The sequence below is a fragment of the Bradyrhizobium sp. Ken51 genome, assembly GCF_055807435.1.
The window spans coordinates 59,647-78,255 of the sequence record NZ_JBVVPB010000004.1; the positions used below are offsets into that span (position 1 = coordinate 59,647).

At 64.1% G+C, this 18,609-nt stretch carries 11 protein-coding genes and 1 pseudogene; 3 read left to right on the forward strand and 9 right to left on the reverse strand.

Features of this window, described 5'->3' with window-relative positions; genetic code table 11:
- Nucleotides 1–47: 47 nt before the first annotated feature.
- Nucleotides 48–173 (forward strand): annotated as a pseudogene (locus AC0L27_RS09605) (LysR family transcriptional regulator); the annotation flags it as partial.
- On the opposite strand, the gene iaaH reads toward AC0L27_RS09605, so the two are convergent.
- The gene (gene iaaH, locus AC0L27_RS09610) at nt 168–1,592 is read right to left on the reverse strand and encodes an indoleacetamide hydrolase (protein ID WP_473318790.1); all 1,425 of its coding nucleotides are present in this window, start codon (nt 1,590–1,592) and stop codon (nt 168–170) included. The pseudogene AC0L27_RS09605 and the gene iaaH overlap by 6 nt on opposite strands.
- 76 nt (nt 1,593–1,668) lie before the next feature.
- Nucleotides 1,669–5,118: an indolepyruvate ferredoxin oxidoreductase family protein gene (locus AC0L27_RS09615; RefSeq protein WP_473318792.1), complete on the reverse strand. Its 3,450-nt coding sequence runs from the start codon at nt 5,116–5,118 to the stop codon at nt 1,669–1,671.
- A gap of 153 nt (nt 5,119–5,271) precedes the next feature.
- Between AC0L27_RS09615 and AC0L27_RS09620 the strand changes: the two genes are divergently transcribed.
- Complete coding sequence (locus tag AC0L27_RS09620) at nt 5,272–5,727, forward strand: Lrp/AsnC family transcriptional regulator (RefSeq protein WP_354208288.1); 456 nt, start codon at nt 5,272–5,274, stop codon at nt 5,725–5,727.
- Nucleotides 5,728–5,843: 116 nt separating this feature from the next.
- On the opposite strand, the gene AC0L27_RS09625 is transcribed toward AC0L27_RS09620, so the two are convergent.
- Genes AC0L27_RS09625 through AC0L27_RS09635 form a run of 3 tightly spaced genes read right to left on the reverse strand, consistent with a single transcriptional unit; the run spans nt 5,844 to nt 9,086 of the window.
- Entirely contained in the window at nt 5,844–6,629 is a 786-nt protein-coding gene (locus AC0L27_RS09625; RefSeq protein WP_354208287.1) for a fumarylacetoacetate hydrolase family protein, read from the reverse strand.
- Nucleotides 6,630–6,644: 15 nt separating this feature from the next.
- Nucleotides 6,645–8,012, reverse strand: a complete 1,368-nt coding sequence (locus tag AC0L27_RS09630; protein ID WP_354208286.1) for an LLM class flavin-dependent oxidoreductase — start codon at nt 8,010–8,012, stop codon at nt 6,645–6,647.
- 21 nt (nt 8,013–8,033) lie between these two features.
- Nucleotides 8,034–9,086 carry an Ldh family oxidoreductase gene (locus AC0L27_RS09635; RefSeq protein ID WP_354208285.1) on the reverse strand — a complete coding sequence of 351 codons (1,053 nt, stop codon included), beginning with the start codon at nt 9,084–9,086 and terminating at the stop codon, nt 8,034–8,036.
- Between the two features lie 283 nt (nt 9,087–9,369).
- On the opposite strand from AC0L27_RS09635, the gene AC0L27_RS09640 reads away from it, so the two are divergent.
- A complete protein-coding gene (locus AC0L27_RS09640; RefSeq protein WP_354208284.1) occupies nt 9,370–13,485 on the forward strand; it encodes a bifunctional diguanylate cyclase/phosphodiesterase in 4,116 nt (1,371 codons plus the stop codon).
- Here AC0L27_RS09640 and AC0L27_RS09645 read toward each other — a convergent pair.
- The 4 genes from AC0L27_RS09645 to AC0L27_RS09660 all read right to left on the reverse strand — a co-directional run bounded on the left by AC0L27_RS09645 (nt 13,459) and on the right by AC0L27_RS09660 (nt 18,347).
- Nucleotides 13,459–13,800: a hypothetical protein gene (locus tag AC0L27_RS09645; RefSeq protein WP_354208283.1), complete on the reverse strand. Its 342-nt coding sequence runs from the start codon at nt 13,798–13,800 to the stop codon at nt 13,459–13,461. The genes AC0L27_RS09640 and AC0L27_RS09645 overlap by 27 nt on opposite strands.
- A 284-nt stretch (nt 13,801–14,084) precedes the next feature.
- Nucleotides 14,085–14,891, reverse strand: coding sequence for a WecB/TagA/CpsF family glycosyltransferase (locus AC0L27_RS09650; protein ID WP_354208282.1), 807 nt, complete (start codon nt 14,889–14,891; stop codon nt 14,085–14,087).
- Nucleotides 14,884–17,259 carry an exopolysaccharide transport family protein gene (locus AC0L27_RS09655; RefSeq protein WP_354208281.1) on the reverse strand — a complete coding sequence of 792 codons (2,376 nt, stop codon included), beginning with the start codon at nt 17,257–17,259 and terminating at the stop codon, nt 14,884–14,886. Before AC0L27_RS09655 ends, AC0L27_RS09650 begins: the two co-directional genes overlap by 8 nt.
- 287 nt (nt 17,260–17,546) lie before the next feature.
- Nucleotides 17,547–18,347 carry a class I SAM-dependent methyltransferase gene (locus AC0L27_RS09660; RefSeq protein ID WP_354208280.1) on the reverse strand — a complete coding sequence of 267 codons (801 nt, stop codon included), beginning with the start codon at nt 18,345–18,347 and terminating at the stop codon, nt 17,547–17,549.
- Between the last annotated feature and the right edge of the window lie 262 nt (nt 18,348–18,609).

Consider the following 18,609-nt stretch of genomic DNA (forward strand, 5'->3'; position numbering starts at 1 on the left):
ACACCCGGTGTCCTCGCCCGCGAAAGGCGGGCGAGCCAATACTCCGCGTCGAGATGTCGATGAACGCGGTTTATCCGCACCGGCATCATCTGTCGGCGAAGGTCAGGACCTTCATCGACGTGCTCGTGCATCACAGCGCCGAGCAGCAGAAGCTGATCAATCCCTATTCATGATCGGGGTGGCGCCGGCAGCCGGCCGAATACTTTTTCAAGAGCCATGCCGAGCGCAAGCAGGCGGCGATCGCTGCTCGCGGGGCCATCCAGTTCGAGCCCGATCGGAAGTTTGCTGACCGCGCCGAGCGCAATCGGGATCTGGATTCCGGGAATTCCGCCATTGCTGCCGGGATCGGTGTTCTGGATGAACAGGCCGAAATTTTCGAGGCTGCTGGAGTCGGGATTGGAAGCAATCGCCACGCGCGGCGTGGTCGGGAAGGCGATGGCATCGAGCCGGTTGTCGGCGAAAGTCCTGCTGTAGAGCGCCTGCATGGCGGGGCGCGCGGTCCTGACGGCAGCGTCATAGATCGGCGCGGCGTCGACCAGCGTATTGTCTGGACCAGGCAGCTTGCGCGGGATCACGAGGCCGTCATAGGTGCCCTTGACGTCGGGGCTCGCGATCTCCCGCGCCAGTGCGTCGATGGTGATGCCGGTGCCGGTGTGCGCGAGATAGGCCACCATGTCGTCATAGGCCTCGTACAACGCGACGGGAAAGCCGATTTGGCCGTTGAGTTCGGCCAAATGCGGCATTTCGATCTCGACCACCGTGACGCCCTGCGCTTTCAGTTTCGCGACCGCCGCCTGGAACGCGGCATCGGTGTCGGTATCGAGATTGATCAGCATCGACCGCACGATGCCGATGCGCATCTGCTTCAGATCGGCTGGCTGAATGGCTTCGCCACCCGCAATGATGCGGTCGAGCAGTTCGACATCCGCCATGGTCGCGGCCATCGGGCCCGCGGTGTCGCGGGTGTGCGAAATCGGCACAATGCCAGCTTGCGGATAGCGGCCGATGGTCGGGCGCAGCGACGCGCATCCGTTCAGCGCAGCCGGCACCCTGACCGATCCGCCAGTGTCGGTGCCGAGACCGCCCGCGACGATCCGCGCGCCGATCGCGGCGCCCGTTCCGGAGGAAGAGCCGCCCGCGATCAGGGCACGGTCATAGGCGTTGCGCACGCCGAACTCCGCGCCGGTCTTGAACGCGGTGTTGTAGCCGGAGATGCCGAAGGCGAGCTCGTGCATGCTGGTCTTGCCGATGATGACCGCGCCCGCCGCGCGCAACTTTGTGACCACCGGCGCGTCGGCCCTCGGAACGTAATGTTTCAGCGCTGGCGTTCCTGCGCTGCAGGGGAGCCCCGCGACCTCGATATTGTCCTTGATCACGATGGGAACGCCGCCGAGCGGCTTGTACTTGTTGTCGTTCGCGTCGAATGCGGCCGCAGCCTTCAGGGCGCCGGCCTCGTGCAGGATGACGAAAGCATTCAGATCGGCATTGGCCTTGGCACGGGCGAGAGCTTCCGTCGTGAGCGCGGTGCTGGTGATTTTTCCGGCGCGGAGGTCGGCCACAGCCTGGGTCAGGGTCAACTGGTCGAAATCCATGAGGCGTCACCCGGTTGCAGGAGCGCCATCAGGGCGCGCCTTCGGCTCCAGAGGCTGAAGCCTCGTCGGCGCTCCGTCAACCGTAGGCTTGCATCTTTGCAGGTGATGGGGCGTCGAGCTCGGCGAACAGCCGTTCGACCTCGGCCTTCACCTTCCCGATCGCGGCGTCCTTAACCGGCCCGTAGCCGCGGATCTCCGTCGGCGTTTTTGCAATGGCGACCAGACTTGGCAGATGCGCCGCGTCGAGCCCGCCGAGCAGCCGCTCGATGACGCCATCGTACCAGGTGATCAGTTCCCGCTCGGCGCGCCGTTCCGCCGTGTAGCCGAACGGATCGAACGGCGTGCCGCGCAATCCCTTCAATCGCGCCAGCATGGCCAGCGGCATCTGGATCCACTGCCCAAAGCTGCGTTTGCGCGGACGACCGCGGTCGTCGCGCCTTGAGGGCAGGAACGGTGGGGCGAGGTGATATCGGACGCTGAATTCGCCTTCGAATTCGCCTTTCAATTCGTCGAGGAAACCACTCTGCATGTGCAGCCGCGCCACCTCGTACTCGTCCTTGTAGGCCATCAGCTTGAACAGGGCGCGTGCGACCGCCTCGGTCAATGCCTCGCTATTCAGGTTGGCTTCGGCATGCCGAACATTTGCAATGAGTGCTCGATAGCGCGCTGCATAGGCATCGTTCTGATAGGCCGTGAGGAAGTCGGCGCGGCGGTCAATCAGTTGGTCGAGCGTCTCGGCCTTGGGCGCTTCATGCACCTTGGGCAAGAAGTCCGGATCGGCGGCCGCGACCCGGCCCCAGGCAAAGGCTTGCTTGTTGCTTTCGACCGCGACTCCGTTGAGCTCGATCGCGCGCAACAGCGCCGACAGCGAGATCGGCAACAGCCCGCGCTGCCAGGCAAAACCCAGCATGACGATGTTGGCATAGACGGCATCGCCGAGCAGGCGCTCGGCCAGCGCGTTGGCGTTGATGGTGTCGAGATTGCCGTCGCCGATCACCTGGCCGATCGCGCGCAGGCGGGCGGGTGAGGCGAGGTCGGCGTCGCGGAAACGGACGACGTCGCCGGTCGGCATCTCGGCGGTGTTGACCGCGGCGCGCGTGCCTTTTCGATAGGTGCCGGACGCCTTCGGCGAGGAGCTGACGACGAGGTCGCAACCGATAAGCGCATCGGCCGCACCCTGGTCGACCCGGACCTGGTGTAATGCATCGGGGGATGCGGCCAGCCGGATGTAGCTCAGCACCGGCCCGAATTTCTGCGCAAAGCCGGTAAAATCCAGCACCGAGACGCCGTTTCGCTCGAGATGCGCCGCCATGCCGATCAGCGCGCCGACAGTGATCACGCCGGTGCCGCCGACGCCGGTGACGAGCAGGTCATATGGCCGGTCGAGCGTTGCGGGCGCGGGCAGGGGAAGCGTGGCCGCGTGGCCGACCGCGTCAATCCGGCTTGCGCCCTTCTTCCGGCGCGTCGCGCCTTCAACGGTGACGAAGCTCGGGCAGAACCCGTTGAGGCAGGAGAAGTCCTTGTTGCAGGATGAGAGGTTGATCCGCCGCTTCCGGCCGAAGGGTGTCTCCTTGGGCTCGACGCTGAGGCAGTTGGATTCGACCGAGCAGTCGCCGCAGCCCTCGCAGACGAGATCGTTGATATAGGCGAAGCGTTTGGGGTCAGCCATCTGTCCACGCTTACGGCGACGCCGTTTCTCTGTCGCACAGGTCTGCTGATAGATCAGCACCGAGACGCCGGGGATATCGCGCAGCTCGCGCTGCGCACTGTCCATCTCTTCGCGCCGATGGATGGACACGCCGACCGGAAGATCGCCTGGCGAAAATTGCGCTGGATCGTCCGACACCAGCGCGATGCGCGCGACGCCCTCGGCGCGGACGCTGTGCGCGATGGCGTGGACACTGATCGGGCCGTCGACGGGTTGGCCGCCGGTCATCGCGACGGCATCGTTGAACAGGATCTTATAGGTGATGTTGGCTTTGGCCGCGATCGACTGCCGGATCGCCATCGAACCCGAATGGTAATAGGTGCCTTCGCCGAGATTCTGGAAAACGTGCTTGTTGCCGGTGAAGCGTGACGAGGCGGCCCAGTTCACGCCTTCACCGCCCATCTGGATCAGCGACGAGGTCTCGCGGTCCATCCAGCTCGCCATGAAATGACAGCCGATGCCGGCCAGCGCCTTCGACCCCTCCGGCACTTTGGTCGAAATGTTGTGCGGGCATCCGGAGCAGAAATACGGCGTGCGCGTCGCACCGCTGACGTTGATCGTGCGCGCGGCCTCAGGCATCAAGCCGGCTGCGCGTGCGCCGAGATTGAGGCTTGGGAACATCGGATCGAGTCGGCGTGCGAGCACCCCAGCGAGCGCGCGCGGTGACAATTCGCCGATCCAGGAGATCAGCCGCGCGCCGGTCTCGTCGTGCTTGCCCACCATGCGCTCGGGTTTTTCGCCCGGAAAATCGTAAAAATATTCCTTGAACTGGCTTTCGATGATGCCGCGCTTCTCCTCGACTACGAGGATCTCGCGCTTGCCCTTCACGAACGCCATTGCGTCGTGCAGCGCCAGCGGCCAGACCATGCCGACCTTGTAGATGTCGATGCCGATGCTGCGGCAGGCTGCTTCGTCGAGACCCATCAGCCGCAGCGCTTCCATCAGATCGAGATGCGCTTTGCCCGTGGTGACGATGCCGTAGGTGGCGTCCGGGATGTCGTAGATGTGACGGTCGATCGGATTGGCCTTTGCGAAGGCGTAGACCGCATGCTTCTTCGCCTCCAGCCGCTCCTCGATCTGCGGCCCCGGCAGATCGGGCCAGCGATAGTGCAGGCCGCCGGGTGGCGGCGTGAAGTCCGGCGTATGGAAGGCGCGTAGCGGGCGCAGCGCGACGGAGGCGCCGGATTCCACGATCTCCGAGATCGCCTTGAAGCCGACCCACATGCCGGTGAAGCGGCTCAGCGCGTAGCCATATTCACCGAATTCGAGATATTCGCTGACGCTTGCGGGGTGGAGCGTCGGCATGAACCAGCTCATGAAAGCGACGTCGGACTGGTGCGGCATCGAGGACGAGACGCAGCCATGGTCGTCGCCAGCGACCACCAGAACGCCGCCATGCGGTGACGAGCCGTAGGCATTGCCGTGTTTCAGCGCATCGCCGGAGCGATCGACGCCGGGACCCTTGCCATACCAGAGACCGAACACGCCATCGACCTCGCGGTCGGCTTGCGTCTCGACCTGTTGTGAGCCGAGCACCGCAGTCGCGGCAAGATCTTCGTTCACTGCGGGGAGGAATTCGATGCGGTCCCGCTTCAGTCGCTCCTGGATGCGCCACAGTTCGAGGTCGATCCCGCCGAGCGGCGAGCCGCGATAGCCTGAGATGAAGCCCGCCGTGTTCAGCCCCGCGGCACGGTCGCGCCGCACCTGGTCGAGCGCGATGCGGACGATGGCCTGCGTGCCGGTGAGGAAGACGCGACCTTCTTCGCGATCGTAGCGGTCGGAAAGCTCGTAAGGATCGAGAGACGGAATGGTGTCCATGCGGACCTCCCCACGGCATCCTTGCCGGATGGGAGAAGGGTAAGCCTGGGCAAGTGGTAGGTCTTACCTTTCTTTCCGGATGGTGCGCTTATTATGGTAGAGTTATCCAATATGATCTACAGCGAGGTAAATTAATCCATTTCGGTGATTTTCATGATCGAAGATCAGGACGCGCGGATCCTCGCCTACCTTCAAAAGGACGGCCGCGCCACCAACCAGCAGCTCGCCGACGCGGTCGGCATGTCGACCTCGGCGTGCTGGCGCCGGGTGCGAGCGCTGGAGGAGAGCGGTGCCATCCAGGGCTACGCAGCCCTGGTCGCGCGCGAGCAGGCCGGCTTTGCGATGTCCGCGATCCTCCACGTCTCGCTGGAACGGCACGACGCAAAATTCGTCGACGAGTTCGTCGCGCGGGTGACTACGCGACGTGAGGTGCTGGAGTGCTTTGCGACGACAGGAGATGCCGATTACCATTTGCGCGTCGTCGTGCAGGACCTGGCGGCCTACAACAGATTCCTCGACCACTTCATGTTCCGCATTCCCGGCATTCGCTATGTGAGAAGCAATGTCGTGCTGAAGGAGATCAAGACCGGCGTGGCGCTGCCGTTTTGAGAGGCGCTGGCTTCCGTAGGGTGGGCAAGCGAAGCGTGCCCACCACTTCGTTTGCGGTCGCGGAAAGCTGGTGGGCACGGCGCAAGCGCGCCTTTGCCCACCCTACGACATCTCTGTTACCGCTCCTCGCGCACGAACCTGTTCCGCAGCGTCCCGATGCCGGTGATGTCGATCTCCACGACATCGCCGTGCTTGATGTCAGGCGAGGCACCATCCGTTCCCATCCAGATCACGTCGCCGGGCCATAACGTAAAGTATTTGGTCAGCTCGACCAGGAACGGCACCACGCCGAAGATCATGTCGTTGGTGTGAAAGCGGTTGGTCTCCTTGCCGTTGACCCGGACGATCGTCTGCATTTTGGCGAGATCGGCCTCGGTCTCGATCCATGGGCCCATCGGCTTGAACGTGTCGGCGTTCTTCGAGCGCCACAGGCTGCGGTCGGCCTTCTGCCAGCTCCGCTCGCTGACGTCGTTGCCGATGGTGTAGCCGAAGACGCAATCCATGGCTTTCTGTTTGGTGAGATGCTTGACCTTCTTGCCGATGACGACGACGAGTTCACCTTCGTAGTGGATCTTGTCCGTCGCAAAGGACGGGATCATGACCTCCTCGTCATGTGCGATCAGCGCATTCTGGGCGCGATAACCGATCTCGGGTCTGTCCGGCACTGCCGGCACCTCGCCCCGCTTGTCGGCGGCCTCCTTCAGGTGCTTCAGATAGTTCAGACCGACGCAGTAGAAGGTGCGCGGAATCAGCGGCAGCTCGATTCTAACCTGCGACAGCGGATGCGTGCGCGAGGTGCGTTGCCATTCGCCGAAGGGATCGCCGTCGACCGCAATAACCTGGTCGCCCTCGACGATTCCCCAGGACGTCTTGTCCGCGGCGGTGAATTTCAGCCAGCGCATGCCGTGTCTCCGTTGTTATTCCGCGGTATCGTACGGGTGCACTTTCCAGTCGCCGGCAGCCGGCCGCTTGAGCCCGAGATTTTCCCGCAGCGTCTTGCCGCGATATTCCTTCTGAAACAATCCGCGGCGCTGCAATTCCGGGACGATATGTTGCACGAAATCGGCATAGGAGCCGGGCACATAGGTCGCGGCGATGACAAAGCCGTCGCAGCCGCGCTCGACGAACATTTCTTCGAGCTTGTCCGCGATCTCCTTGGGGCCCCCGACCATCGCATCCTGGACCTGACCGCGGCCGGAAAAGGTGACGAAGTCGCGCGTGCTCGGATTGCTCTTGCCGGAGTTCTTGAGCACGCCGTCCCGGATGCCCAGAATGCCCTGCATGCTCTTCAACTCTTCCGTCGTCAGCGGCTCGTCGAGATCCTTGGAAGCGAAGTCGTAGTTGAGCGCTTCGGCCAGCAGCGACAGCGCATCGATCTGCAGCGGCAGCTTGTTGATCAGCGCCATCTTGTCTTCGGCCTCGGCTTTGGTCGCTGCGCACACGGGTGTCGTCAGGTTGCAGAGGAACATCGCCTCCGGATCGCGGCCGGCTTTCGCGGCCTCGTTACGCACCGACGCATAGCCTTCCTTGGCGGCGGCGAGATGGCGTGCAGCGGTGAAGATCACCTCGCCCCATCGTCCTGCAAAGCGCTGGCCGCGGCCGGACGCGCCGGCCTGGATGATCACGGGATGGCCCTGGTCGGAGCGCGGCACCGTGAAGGGACCGCGCGACTTGTAGAATGAGCCCTTGTGATCGAGCCGCTTTACTTTGGCCGGATCGGCGAAGCGGCCGCTGGTCTTGTCCATGATGAGCGCGCCGTCTTCCCAGGTGTCCCAATGGCCGAGCACGATCTCCATGAATTCGTCGGCCTTGTCGTAGCGGGAATCATGTTCGGGATGAGAGTCGCGCCCCATGTTGTGTGCCTCGCCGTCGTTGAGCGAGGTGACGACGTTCCACCCGGCGCGTCCGCCGGACATTAGGTCGAGCGTTGCGAAGCGGCGGGCGATGTCGAAAGGTTCGAAATAAGTCGTCGAGCCGGTCGCCCCCAACCCGAGCTTCTCTGTAACCATGCCCATCGTGGTCAGCACGATCAGCGGGTCCATCTTCACGCAACGGATGCCGTATTCGACGGTATGGGCGTGATCGTTGCCGTAGCGGTCCGGCATCGCGAGCCGGTCGTCGAAGAAGGCCATATGGAACTTGCCGGCTTCGAGGATTTTGGCGATCTCCTGATAATAATCCGCCGACATCGAATCGTCGCGCGAGTCCGGATGTCGCCACGAGCTCGGTAAATTCGTGCAGTTCTGGGCCTGAAGGAAGCCGACCAGTATCATCTGCCGCGTCATGCTGCTGTTCTCCGAATTGCGTCAGGCGAGGTCGAGGACCGTATCGAGCCTGTACTCGCGCGCCAGCGCGCGCAGCCTTTCCCAGGTCGCATCCTCGATCTCGATGCCGTCGCGCAGGCGCTGCTGCTCGCGCACGCCCTCGATCTCGCCGGGATAGAACACGCCATTGCTGCCCTCGGAGGGCGGGGTCGATTTGAGATAGCGTGCGAACTCGGCGACCTCGCGCTTGAAGTCCTGCAGCGGGCGAAACGCGGCGACGTTGAACACGGCCATGAAACAGCCGTCATTGTGCCGGCCCGTGGGCTCGACGCCGAAACCGAGGCCGGTGAGCAGGCCGCACAGGACCTCGACCATAGCGGCGAGACCGCTGCCCTTGTAACCCTCGGTTCCGCCTAGCGGCAGCAGCGCGCCGCCCTTGCGGTATTGGGTCGGATCGGTGGTGTGTCGTCCTTCGGCATCGATGATCCATCCCCTCGGAATCTCCTCGTCGCGGGCGACCGCGAGCTGGATCTTGCCGGCCGCGACCGCAGAGGTCGCCATGTCCAGGTAGAAGGGCGCATCGAGATCGGACGGCACCGCTATCGAGATCGGATTGGTGCCGAGCCGTGCCTCCTTGCCGCCGAACGGCGCCACGTGCTTCGGCGAGCGGCCAGAATCCGCCGTTGCGATCCCGATCATGCCTTCGCGCATCGCCATCAGCGGATAGGCGGCGAGGCGGCCGACATGGCTTTGCCGGAACACGGTGCAGGCGGCGACATTCGCCGTCTTCGCTTTCTCGATCGTCAGTGCCATCGCCTTGGCGTTGACGTGGAAGCCAAAACCCCACTGACCGTCGATCACGGTGGTCGTCGGCGATTCCCGGACGATGCTCCATTTGGCGCCGGGTACGATGTGGCCGGCCCTGATGCGGTCGATATAGGTGGGAACGGCGATCACGCCGTGGGAGTCGTGGCCGGCGAGATTGGCGTTGACGCAGCCGCTTGCGACCGCGTCGGCCTCTTCCTCGGAAGCTCCGGCAGCACGAAGCAGCGCGGCGCTGATGCGCGTGAGGCGGTCGGCCTGGACGATCGGCATGGCGTTTCCCCGGCTGGTGCCCTTAACAGGCTGCTTGTTGGGAGCCATGGTCTCAAAGCGCGGCTGCGATATCAATCTCCCGTAAACCAATACAGGGCTGCAAATTCGTAAACAGAACGCGTCTGTGGTCAAAACCGCCATCCCGTACAGCGGGATTTCGCGCCGGTTGTTTGCAGCTCGTTCACTTTGATCGACGGTTTGCGGGAACCAATAACCCCCACTTAGGCGATCGGCTCATAAGCTACCCGGGATAAAATGGCAGAAATGCCGGGGAGTTGAGATCGTGCAGGGGACCCTCGCGCGCACACTTGCAGCGTTGAGCGACATCAACGAAGCCATCCTTTACGCGAAATCGCCGGACGAGCTGTACCAGAAGGTCTGCGACGCCGGCTTTTCGAGTGGGGACTTCATGGCCGTCGCCGTCTTCCTGGCGGAGCCGGATGGCCCGCGGCTGCGGTTTGCGGCCGGCTGCGGTGACGACGTTTCGCGGCTGCGTGCGATCAAGATCACCACGGTGGCCGGCACGCCGGAGGGATCGGGCGTCGGCGGCGAAGCCTTTCGTAGCCAGGGGATCTGCATCAGCAACGATTACCTGAACGATCCTCGCTCGCTCGCGTGGCGCGAGGGCGCGGCCGGGGCGGGCGTCGGCGCAGCCGCGGCGCTTCCCCTGATCTGCGGCGGTCGCAGTATCGGGGTGTTGTATGTGACGCGCTCGGGGGCAGGCACGCTCGACGAGGCGATGGTCTCGCTGTTCGAGCGGATGTCGAGCAATATCTCACATGCGCTGGAGAATTTCGCGCGCGAGACAGCGCGCCTGGATGGTGAGCGGGCAGTGCGGCGGCTCAACCGCATGTTCGGCGCCCTCACTGCGACGAATGAAGCAATCCTGCACGCCAGCACTGAGCAAGACTTATATCAGCGGGTCTGCGACGCCGCTGTGTATAGCGGCAAATCGCTTGGCACTTTCGTTCTGCTGCACGAGCCGGATTCCGAATGGCTGACGCCGGTGGCAGCGACCGGACATAATCTGGATCTGATCAGACAGTCGCGCTACTCGATCGATCCGGAGAGTCCCTACGGCAAGGGCATCTCCGGTGAGGTGTTCCGGACCCAGAAAACGATCGTCGAGGACGACCTCCTCAATCGTACCAAGGGGACGACCTGGGAGCAGGCCAACGTCAATGCCGGCGCTGTCGCCTGCGTGGCTGCTCCCTTGATCAAGCGTGGCACCAGCATCGGCGTGCTGTTTTTCTTCGTGAGCAAAGCCTGGGCGAAAGACGAAGGCATCGTCGCACTGTTGCTGCGCATGACCGAAGCCGTATGCTTTGCGCTCGAGAACTTTGACCGCGACAAGGAGAAGGCTCAGATCGCCCTGGAGGAGGAACGGCTGGCGCGCATGTACGCGGCGCTAAGCGCGACGAACGAGGCCATTCTGCGGGCAAGGTCCCGCAGCGAACTGTTTGATCTGGTTTGCGAAGCCACGGTGCAGGGCGCGAAGTTCGCCTCGACCTCGATCGCGTTGCTCGACGGCGACGCGGGACTGCTTCGCGTTGTCGCATCTTTTGGTCCGAACGCCGCTGAGGTACGAACCTTCAGATTGCCGGTCAGCGACAAGGTGCCGGAGGGACGTGGGCTGACCGGCACTGCGTTCCGGACGCGGCAGGCCTGCATCAGCAACGACATCCTGGCAGACGCGCGCCTCGAGCCTTGGCACGCGAGCGCGCGTCGCAATGGCATTGCGTCGTCAACCGCGCTGCCGCTGTTCAACGGCGACAGGGTCGAAGGGGTATTCCTGTTCAACTCGCGCGAGCTCGGCACTTTCACGGACGAGTTCGTCGAGCTGCTGCGCAAGCTCCAAGCCAACGTCGCCTTTGCGCTGGAGAACTTCGATCGGGCCGACGAAAAAGCGCGGGCCGACAAGCAGCGTGACCGCCTGAGTGGCATGTTCGAGGCGCTGAGCGCGACCAACGAAGCCATCATGCGCGCCAAGACGCGCGAGGAGCTGTTCGAGGTCGCGTGCCAAGCCGCGGTGCTCGGCGGCGTGTTCGCCTCTGCGACAATCGCCATTATGGACGACAAACGTGAACTCGTCCGGGTGGTCGCCGTGAAGGGACGCCTTCAGGAACGAATGGTGGGACGCACCTGCGGTGTTTCCGCCGACCATCCTGAGGGCCAGGGAATCATAGGGATGTCGCTGCGGACCCACCGGGCCAGTGTCATTAACGACTATCAGAACGATCCGCGATCGATGCACTGGCATTCCAAGGCGATCGAGGATGGAACCCGTGCTGCTGCCAGCTTCCCACTGCTGCGGGCCGGCCAGGAGCCGATTGGCATCCTGCTTTTCCTCGCACCTGAAGAGAATACGTTCACACCCGATCTGGTCGAACTGCTCGGACGCCTGGCTGAAAACGTCTCTTTCGCCCTCGACAATTTCGATCGTGCCGAGGAGAAGGCCCGTACCGAGGCGCAGAAGGAACGCCTGACGCGCATGTTTGCGTCTCTGAGCGCCACCAACGAAGCGATCATGCGGGCGAAGTCGCGCGCCGAACTGTTCGACCTCGTCTGCCTTGCCGCCTCGAATGGCGCAAAATTCACATCGACCACTATTGCACTGTCGAGGGCCGACAGCGACCAGCTGGAGATCGTGTCGAGCGCCGGACCATCGTCTGACACCACGCGCAATGTCCGCCTGTCAATCGACCCCGACCGTCCCGAGGGGCGCGGAATGAGCGGCACGGCGTTCCGCACCCGCCAGCCCTGCATCAGCAACGACTATCTCAACGACGATCGCGTTCGCGCCTTCCATGCCATTGTCCGCAACGACGGCGCGCGGTCGGGCGCGGCTTTTCCGCTCGTCGCGCACGATCAGGCCGTCGGCGTCATGATCTATATGTCCACTGAGCCGGGCACCTTCACGGCCGAGTTCGTTGAGCTGTTGCAGCGCCTCGCCGACAACGTCTCCTTCGCGATGGAGAATTTCGACCGGGCCGACGAGAAAAACGAGGCCGACGAGCGGATCGAATACCTCGCTTCGCACGACAGCCTGACCGACCTGCCGAACCGCGAGACCTTCAACGCGCTGCTGCATGAGGCGATCGACGAAGCGCAGCGCCACGATCACCGCTTTGCGGTGCTGTTCATCGACCTCGACCGTTTCAAGGTCATCAACGATTCGCTGGGCCACGAGGCTGGCGATCTGCTCCTGCTCGAAGTGGCCAACCGGCTGCGTGGTGCGCTGCGCGCAAGCGACGTGGTGGCGCGGCTCGGCGGAGACGAGTTCGTTGTGATCCTCGATCAATGTGGCGAGATCGATAACGTGCAGCGCATCGCGAACGAGCTGTTGACGGCGCTTGCCGAACCCATGGAGCTAGCGGGGCATGAGTGCCACACCACGGCCTCGATCGGCATCGCGATGTATCCAACCAACGGCTCCGACGCACAGACGCTGACCAAGAACGCCGATATGGCGATGTATCTCGCCAAGGAGGACGGCAAGAACGGCTACCGCTTCTTCTCCAAAGAAGTGAAGACGCAGTCGATCGAGCGGCTGTCGCTGGAGAGCGCGCTGCGCCGGGCGCTGGAGCGCGATCAATTCACTTTGAACTACCAGCCCAAGGTGGACATGGAGACCGGCCAGATCACGGGCGTGGAAGCCCTGCTGCGCTGGACGCACCCCGATCTCGGCAGCATCTCGCCGGCGCAGTTCATTCCGCTTGCGGAAGAGACCGGATTGATCGTGCCGATCGGCCGCTGGGTGGTGAAGGAGGCCTGCGCGCAGGCCATGGCCTGGCAGCGCCGCGGCCTGTTGCCGGTGTCGATGGCGGTCAACCTGTCACCGCGACAGTTTGTCGACGAGCATCTGTTGCAGGACGTCGATGAGGCGCTGGCCGCCAGCGGCATGTCACCCGTGCTGCTCCAGTTGGAGGTCACTGAGAGCATGATGATGCGCAACGTCGGGCGCGCGCTCAAGGTGCTCGACGCCATCCAGAGCCGCGGCATTCGCTTGGCGATTGACGATTTCGGGACGGGCTATTCGTCGATGTCGCTGATGAAGCATTTCCCGATCGACACCATCAAGATCGACCGCTCCTTCGTGCGCGACTTGCCACAGGACGCGGAGGATCAGGCGATCGCGCAGGCGATCATCAGCATGGGCAAGGCGCTCGGCATGACCGTGGTGGCGGAAGGCGTCGAGAACGCCGAACAGGAGGCGTTCCTGCGCGCCCATGGCTGCGACGAGATGCAGGGCTTCCTGATCTCCAAGCCCGTGCCGGCGCGGGAGATGGCCGAGCTGCTGCGGCCGATGGAGGTGCCGGTCGCGCCGCCGCTCCAGCCGGAGCCGGACCATGTCGCCACCGAGGCCGCGGCGCTACGCTTGAAAAGCGCTGTCGTCTGAGGGCTGCGGGTGCAGCTCGCGGATGTCCTCGCCCCTGATCTCTGCCTTGCGTGGAAAATGATCCGGCCAGGGAAGCGAGGTTTGTTCGGCGAAGAGCGTGATAAGGACATGCGCTCCTTCGGCGAAGCTCGAGCCCTCGCCAAGGCCGAGCTCACGACACCAGGCCTGGCGCATCGGCTCATGCGTGTCGAACACCGCCATTGCCGGACCCCACCACCAGGCCGGCGCCGGCGATCGTTCGTCCTCCGGCACGGCATGCCAGAGGACGAGCTCGTCCATCATGCGCTCGAATTGCAGGCTTGCGGCCTGATGCATTCGTTCCGTGCTCCCTTGGGTCGCGCCTGAAAGCAGGCCGATGCGCGGACTCGATCGTGGCCTTCGCTGAGAAAAGCTGGCTCGCGCTATCGGCTGAGCCCATTGCGCCGCTTGTGTCGGCGGCCATAAAAAAACATGCGGCGGCCGGGAAAGTTGCCGACGCCGACTGTGACAGTCTCTTTAGCCGCTTATGAGCCCGGCCCGCAAGGCGCAATACCGGCGGCGCTGGCATTGAAATAGCGCAGGCGGGGCTGGTAACCGTCGGCGGCTATGTCGTTGTCTACTCAGCGATTGAAGGGCCGATTGCGGCTGAACAGCAGATAGATGGCGCGAGGGTTGGTGGTCAAATAGCGCCAGAACAGGCGGCGGGGCTCGAGCAAGGTGCGCCAGGCCCATTCCAGCCCGATCTTCTGCATCCATCGCGGCGCGCGCGAGCGGCTACCCGACAAGAAGTTGAACAAGCCGCCGGATGTCTTGATGACGCCGACATTGGTGAGATGCGGGGTGAATTCCTCGACGAACGCCTGCTCGTTTGGCACGCCCAGCGCAACCCAGAGATAATCCGGCGCTAGCGCGTTGATCTCGTCGACCTTAGCACGCAGCGCATCGCCACGGAGATAACCGTGGCTGTGGCCGACGATCTTGAGGTTTGGATACATCTTCCGGACGTTCTCGACCGCGGCGGCGTTCTCGTCCTCGCTGGCGCCGAACATATAGAACGTGCGGCCGACCGCTTCAGCCTTGCGCGCGACGACGTGAAACAGGTCCGTCGTGGCGACGCGCTCGGGCAGCGGAAACCAGGATTGCAGCCTGGACGCTGCGACCAGCGGCTGGCCATCGGCGTTGATGAGGTCCGCGCCTCGGAACAGGCGCTCGGTCTCCGGTTCAGTCGAGCACCGCGCCAGCACCTCGCCATTGGCCGAGGTCAGGTGCAGCGGACGGCCGATGCGATGGCGCGGATCGGTCGCCTCGATCATGAAATCTGCGGTCGCTTCCAGGTCGAGTGCGGCCATGCGAAGGCCGCCGATGGTGATCCGCGGTACGTCGGCGGTTGCGGCCCGGCCATCGAGATTGATGCGGCGCTCAAGCATACTGTTTGCCTCGTTGGCGAGCTTGGGCCATAGGGGTGAGTTCGTCGAGCACGACGCCGATGAGCTTGCGCTCGGCACGGCCGAGCGTGCTCAATATCTCTTCCAGGCCGTCGTTGATGTCGAGGCTGGTCGGCAGCACCGCCACCAGCGCGTCGGCATCATCGAGCAGCTTACGGCTGCCGGCCGTGAGTGGCGCCGCGGGGCCGTCGAGGACGACGAGGTCATAGCCGCCGGCGGAGCGCGCCTGCTCGATGGCCTTGCGGATGGCGTCGGCGGCTTTGCCTGCGTCGCGTTCGGCGGCCGGCAACACCGAGATGCCGTTGAGGGTCTTGATCTCGCGCGCGGCCTTGCTGCCGATCGAAAGCCATCCGACCTTGCTCGGCTCGCTCTTGCCGGGACGGTTGACCTTGTTCGAGAGCGAATGCGCCTGATGGTCGGCATCGATCATCAGCACCCGGGCGCCGTCGCGCGCGGCCGCGAGCGCGAAATTCAGCGCGGTCACGCTGCGCCCGGTGGTCTCGCTGGCACCGACGAGCGCGATAACAGGCATTGTCTTGCCGCCGGCGCGCCGGGCCGCCGTAGCGCGCATGTCGCGCCAGGCGTTGAGCAGCGTCGTCAGTGGAAAGCCGGGGCGCAGCGTCGGCCAGCCCAGCCGGGTGAGGTCGATGCCCCCGCCGGTGGCGAGAATGGCGCCGAGCGTGTGGATGACGTCGGCCTCCTGGAGGCGCGCGATCAGCGGCTTTTCGATCAGGGGCTTCTCGATCATCGAAGGTTGCAGCGGCGGGGCGGCGAGTTCCGGTAGCGCCTCCGCGACTTCCGGAGCGCGCGGGACCGGCTGGGGCCGGACAGTCTCCGGCGCCCGCGAAGGCGCTGGAGTTCGCGGAGCTTGCGGCAACGGAGTGCGATTGGGACGGGCCGGCGCCGGTGCCGGCGCGAAGGCACTGGCGAACAGCAGTTCGGCCGCGACGAACCAGCTCGATGCAGCGATTGCGCCGAAGATGAAACCGATCATGGCGAACAGGCTCATCGCCGGCGGGAACGAGCGCCGCTGCGGCACCGTCGCTTCGCCGATGATTCGGGCCGCCGAGGTGTTCAGCGTCTCCTGTTCCTCGGTCTCGCGCGAGCGCTTGAGGAAGGATTGATAGACGTCACGGCTGGCATCGGCTTCGCGTTCGAGCTCGCGCAAGCGCACGGCGGCCTGGCTGAGCTGGACGCTCTGCCGCTTCTGCGCCTCCAGTGCCCGGCTGAGCGAGGCTTCGAAGTCGCGGGCGCGCGTCAAATCGTTCTTGGCGGACTGGGCGAAGCGGTCGATTTCTTCGTTGATGGTGCGCTTGAGATCCTCGACCTGCTTCTCGGTCTGGCGCAGCGCCGGATGACGCGGGCCGAGTTCGCCGGCCTGCTCCGCATATTTCTTGCGCGCGTCGGCATATTGCGCGCGCAGGTTCGCGATGGTCGGAGATTGCAGCGCCTCGGAGTTCGCGCCTGCATCTGCCGTCGTGCGTCGGCTCGCCTCGATCTGGTCGAGGCGCGCCTGCGCGTCCATCGTCGCGGCGCGGGCGGCGGAAAGCCGCTGGTTGCTGGCGGAAAGCTGCTGGTCGCTGATCAGCGCATCCTGGGTACCGACGAAGTTGTTTTGAGCCTTGTAGGTCGCGAGCACGGTCTCGGCGCTGCGCAGCCGCTCGCGCAGCTCCTTCAGGCGGCCGGAGAGATCGTTGGTGGCGCGCCGCGCGGCCGAAGCCTGCGAGTTGCGGGATTCCGCGAGGTAGGCGCTGGTCAGCGTGTTGGCGAGCATCGCCGCTTTCGCGGGATCGGTCGACCAGACCTCGATGTCGACGATGAAGCTCTTCTCGGTCTTGCGGATCGTGATGTGCCGGTTCAGCGCCTCGAGGGCGGCGAGCTGCACTTCCCTCTTCTCAGCGGCGGAGGGCGCGTGGGGCTGAAGGCCGATCAGGCCGAGCAGCGACGACATCACGCCTTTGCCGTCGGCCCCGCCGCCGAATTCGGGATCCTTGTCCAGATCAGCCTGCTGGATCACCTGCAGCAGCACGCTGTTGGAGGTGATCAGGCGCGCCTGGCTCTCGACCACCATCGACATGCCGGATACGTCCTGCGCGCGGGGCGTTAGCTCGCGATCGACGAGCTGAAGCTCGCGCGGGTCGACATAGAGCTGGGCGGTGGCGGTGTAGCGGGGCGTCAGGCTCTTGCCCACGGTGACGGCAAGCGTCGCACCGAGCAGCGCGGCAACGGCAATCGCGATCTTCCGCCGCCAGAGCAGATTGACGAGCTCCAGCACGTTGAAGCCGGCCTGAGGCCGCTGCTGCGGGGCCTCCGGTCTGACCCGGTCTATCGGCTGGTTATAGTCAAGCATGATCCCCAGCTTTCATTCCAAGTGCCGCGTGCTGAGGGGTACTCTTCGCTCTAGGCCACGCACCTCGGATATAGGTGCCCACTCAACGCAACAGGGAAAATTAACCATACTCATTGAGGGACTATTCACCGAAATGGCAAACAAAGCGTTTAAGCGCATGCCACTCTTCGACGCATCGCCGTGGCGCGTGCGGTGAGGTCCTTCAGAGCTTAACGGTTCGTTACCGCGTGCGTCGTGGCCGCGAGGCTTCGCTGGTCTTGCGATCGGCCGTACGCGCACCATGGCTGTCAGCTTTTCCGCATGATGACGTGATAATCGCCGCGGCGGACGTCGGTCCCGCGCGGGAGCACGGCGTTGAGCACGGCGGCGCCGGCGTCGACCAGGGCTGCGAACAGCGGCTTGCGCCGGCGCATCTCGGGATAGCGCGGGCTCTCGACCTCACGGCGGTAGATCATCTCGAGGCCATTGGCGGCGGCGAACACTTCGAGCCTCGGCAGCGACACCAGGGGATGGAAGAAGGTCGGGAACGGCGGCTCGCCCGGCAAGCCGGCGTTCTTGATGCCTCGAATGTGCCGGTAGAACCAGACGTGGAACCAGTGCGGCGAGTATTTGGTGACGACCCCGGACAACGAGCGCGGATTTGGCGCGCCGATCAGGATCATCCCGCCGCGCTTGAGCGCATCGCGGAAATTCAGGAGTGCGGCGTCGACGTTGGGAAGATGTTCGATCACGTTGTAGCAGATCACCAGATCGAAGGTCTCGCGCCCGAAGCGGTAGGTCTGGACGTCGCCGAGGATCGCTTCGTCCGCGTAGCTGTTGTTGCGAACCTGGTCCTCGTCGATGTCGACGACGGTGACCTTGCTTCGACTCAGCAATTCCGGTGGCAGTACGCTGCACGAGCCGCCTCCGGCTTCATAGGTGGCGAGCTGGCCCTGCGGCAGTTCGCGGCGCAGTACGTCGTGGACGGCGAGCAGACTGTCGCGGGCTTCACCGGGGACGAGATCGTGCAGCGCCTGAGTGTGGGCGATGGCCGCGGGAATCTGGACCGCCGTGGCTGTCGCGAAATCGATCGTGGCTGGCTTGTTCATATTTTTTTTCTGACCGCGCTTGTTCGACTTAAATTTACAGGAAAAATCTCGTGTAGCCGTAGAGCAAATCCGATGCCGCGACGCTTCACCCGTCACGGTGCTTACGATCGGGTTAATGGGCATGTGCGTTAACTACGGCATCGTCCGCGCCAGCCGCCATCGGCGCGGTGGACCGCGAATTGCAGTATCACGCGCGCAAGGTTTCGCAGCAGAAACAGCCGAAAGCAGTTAAGTGCATGGATGGCAGAAAATCGGCGGCGTG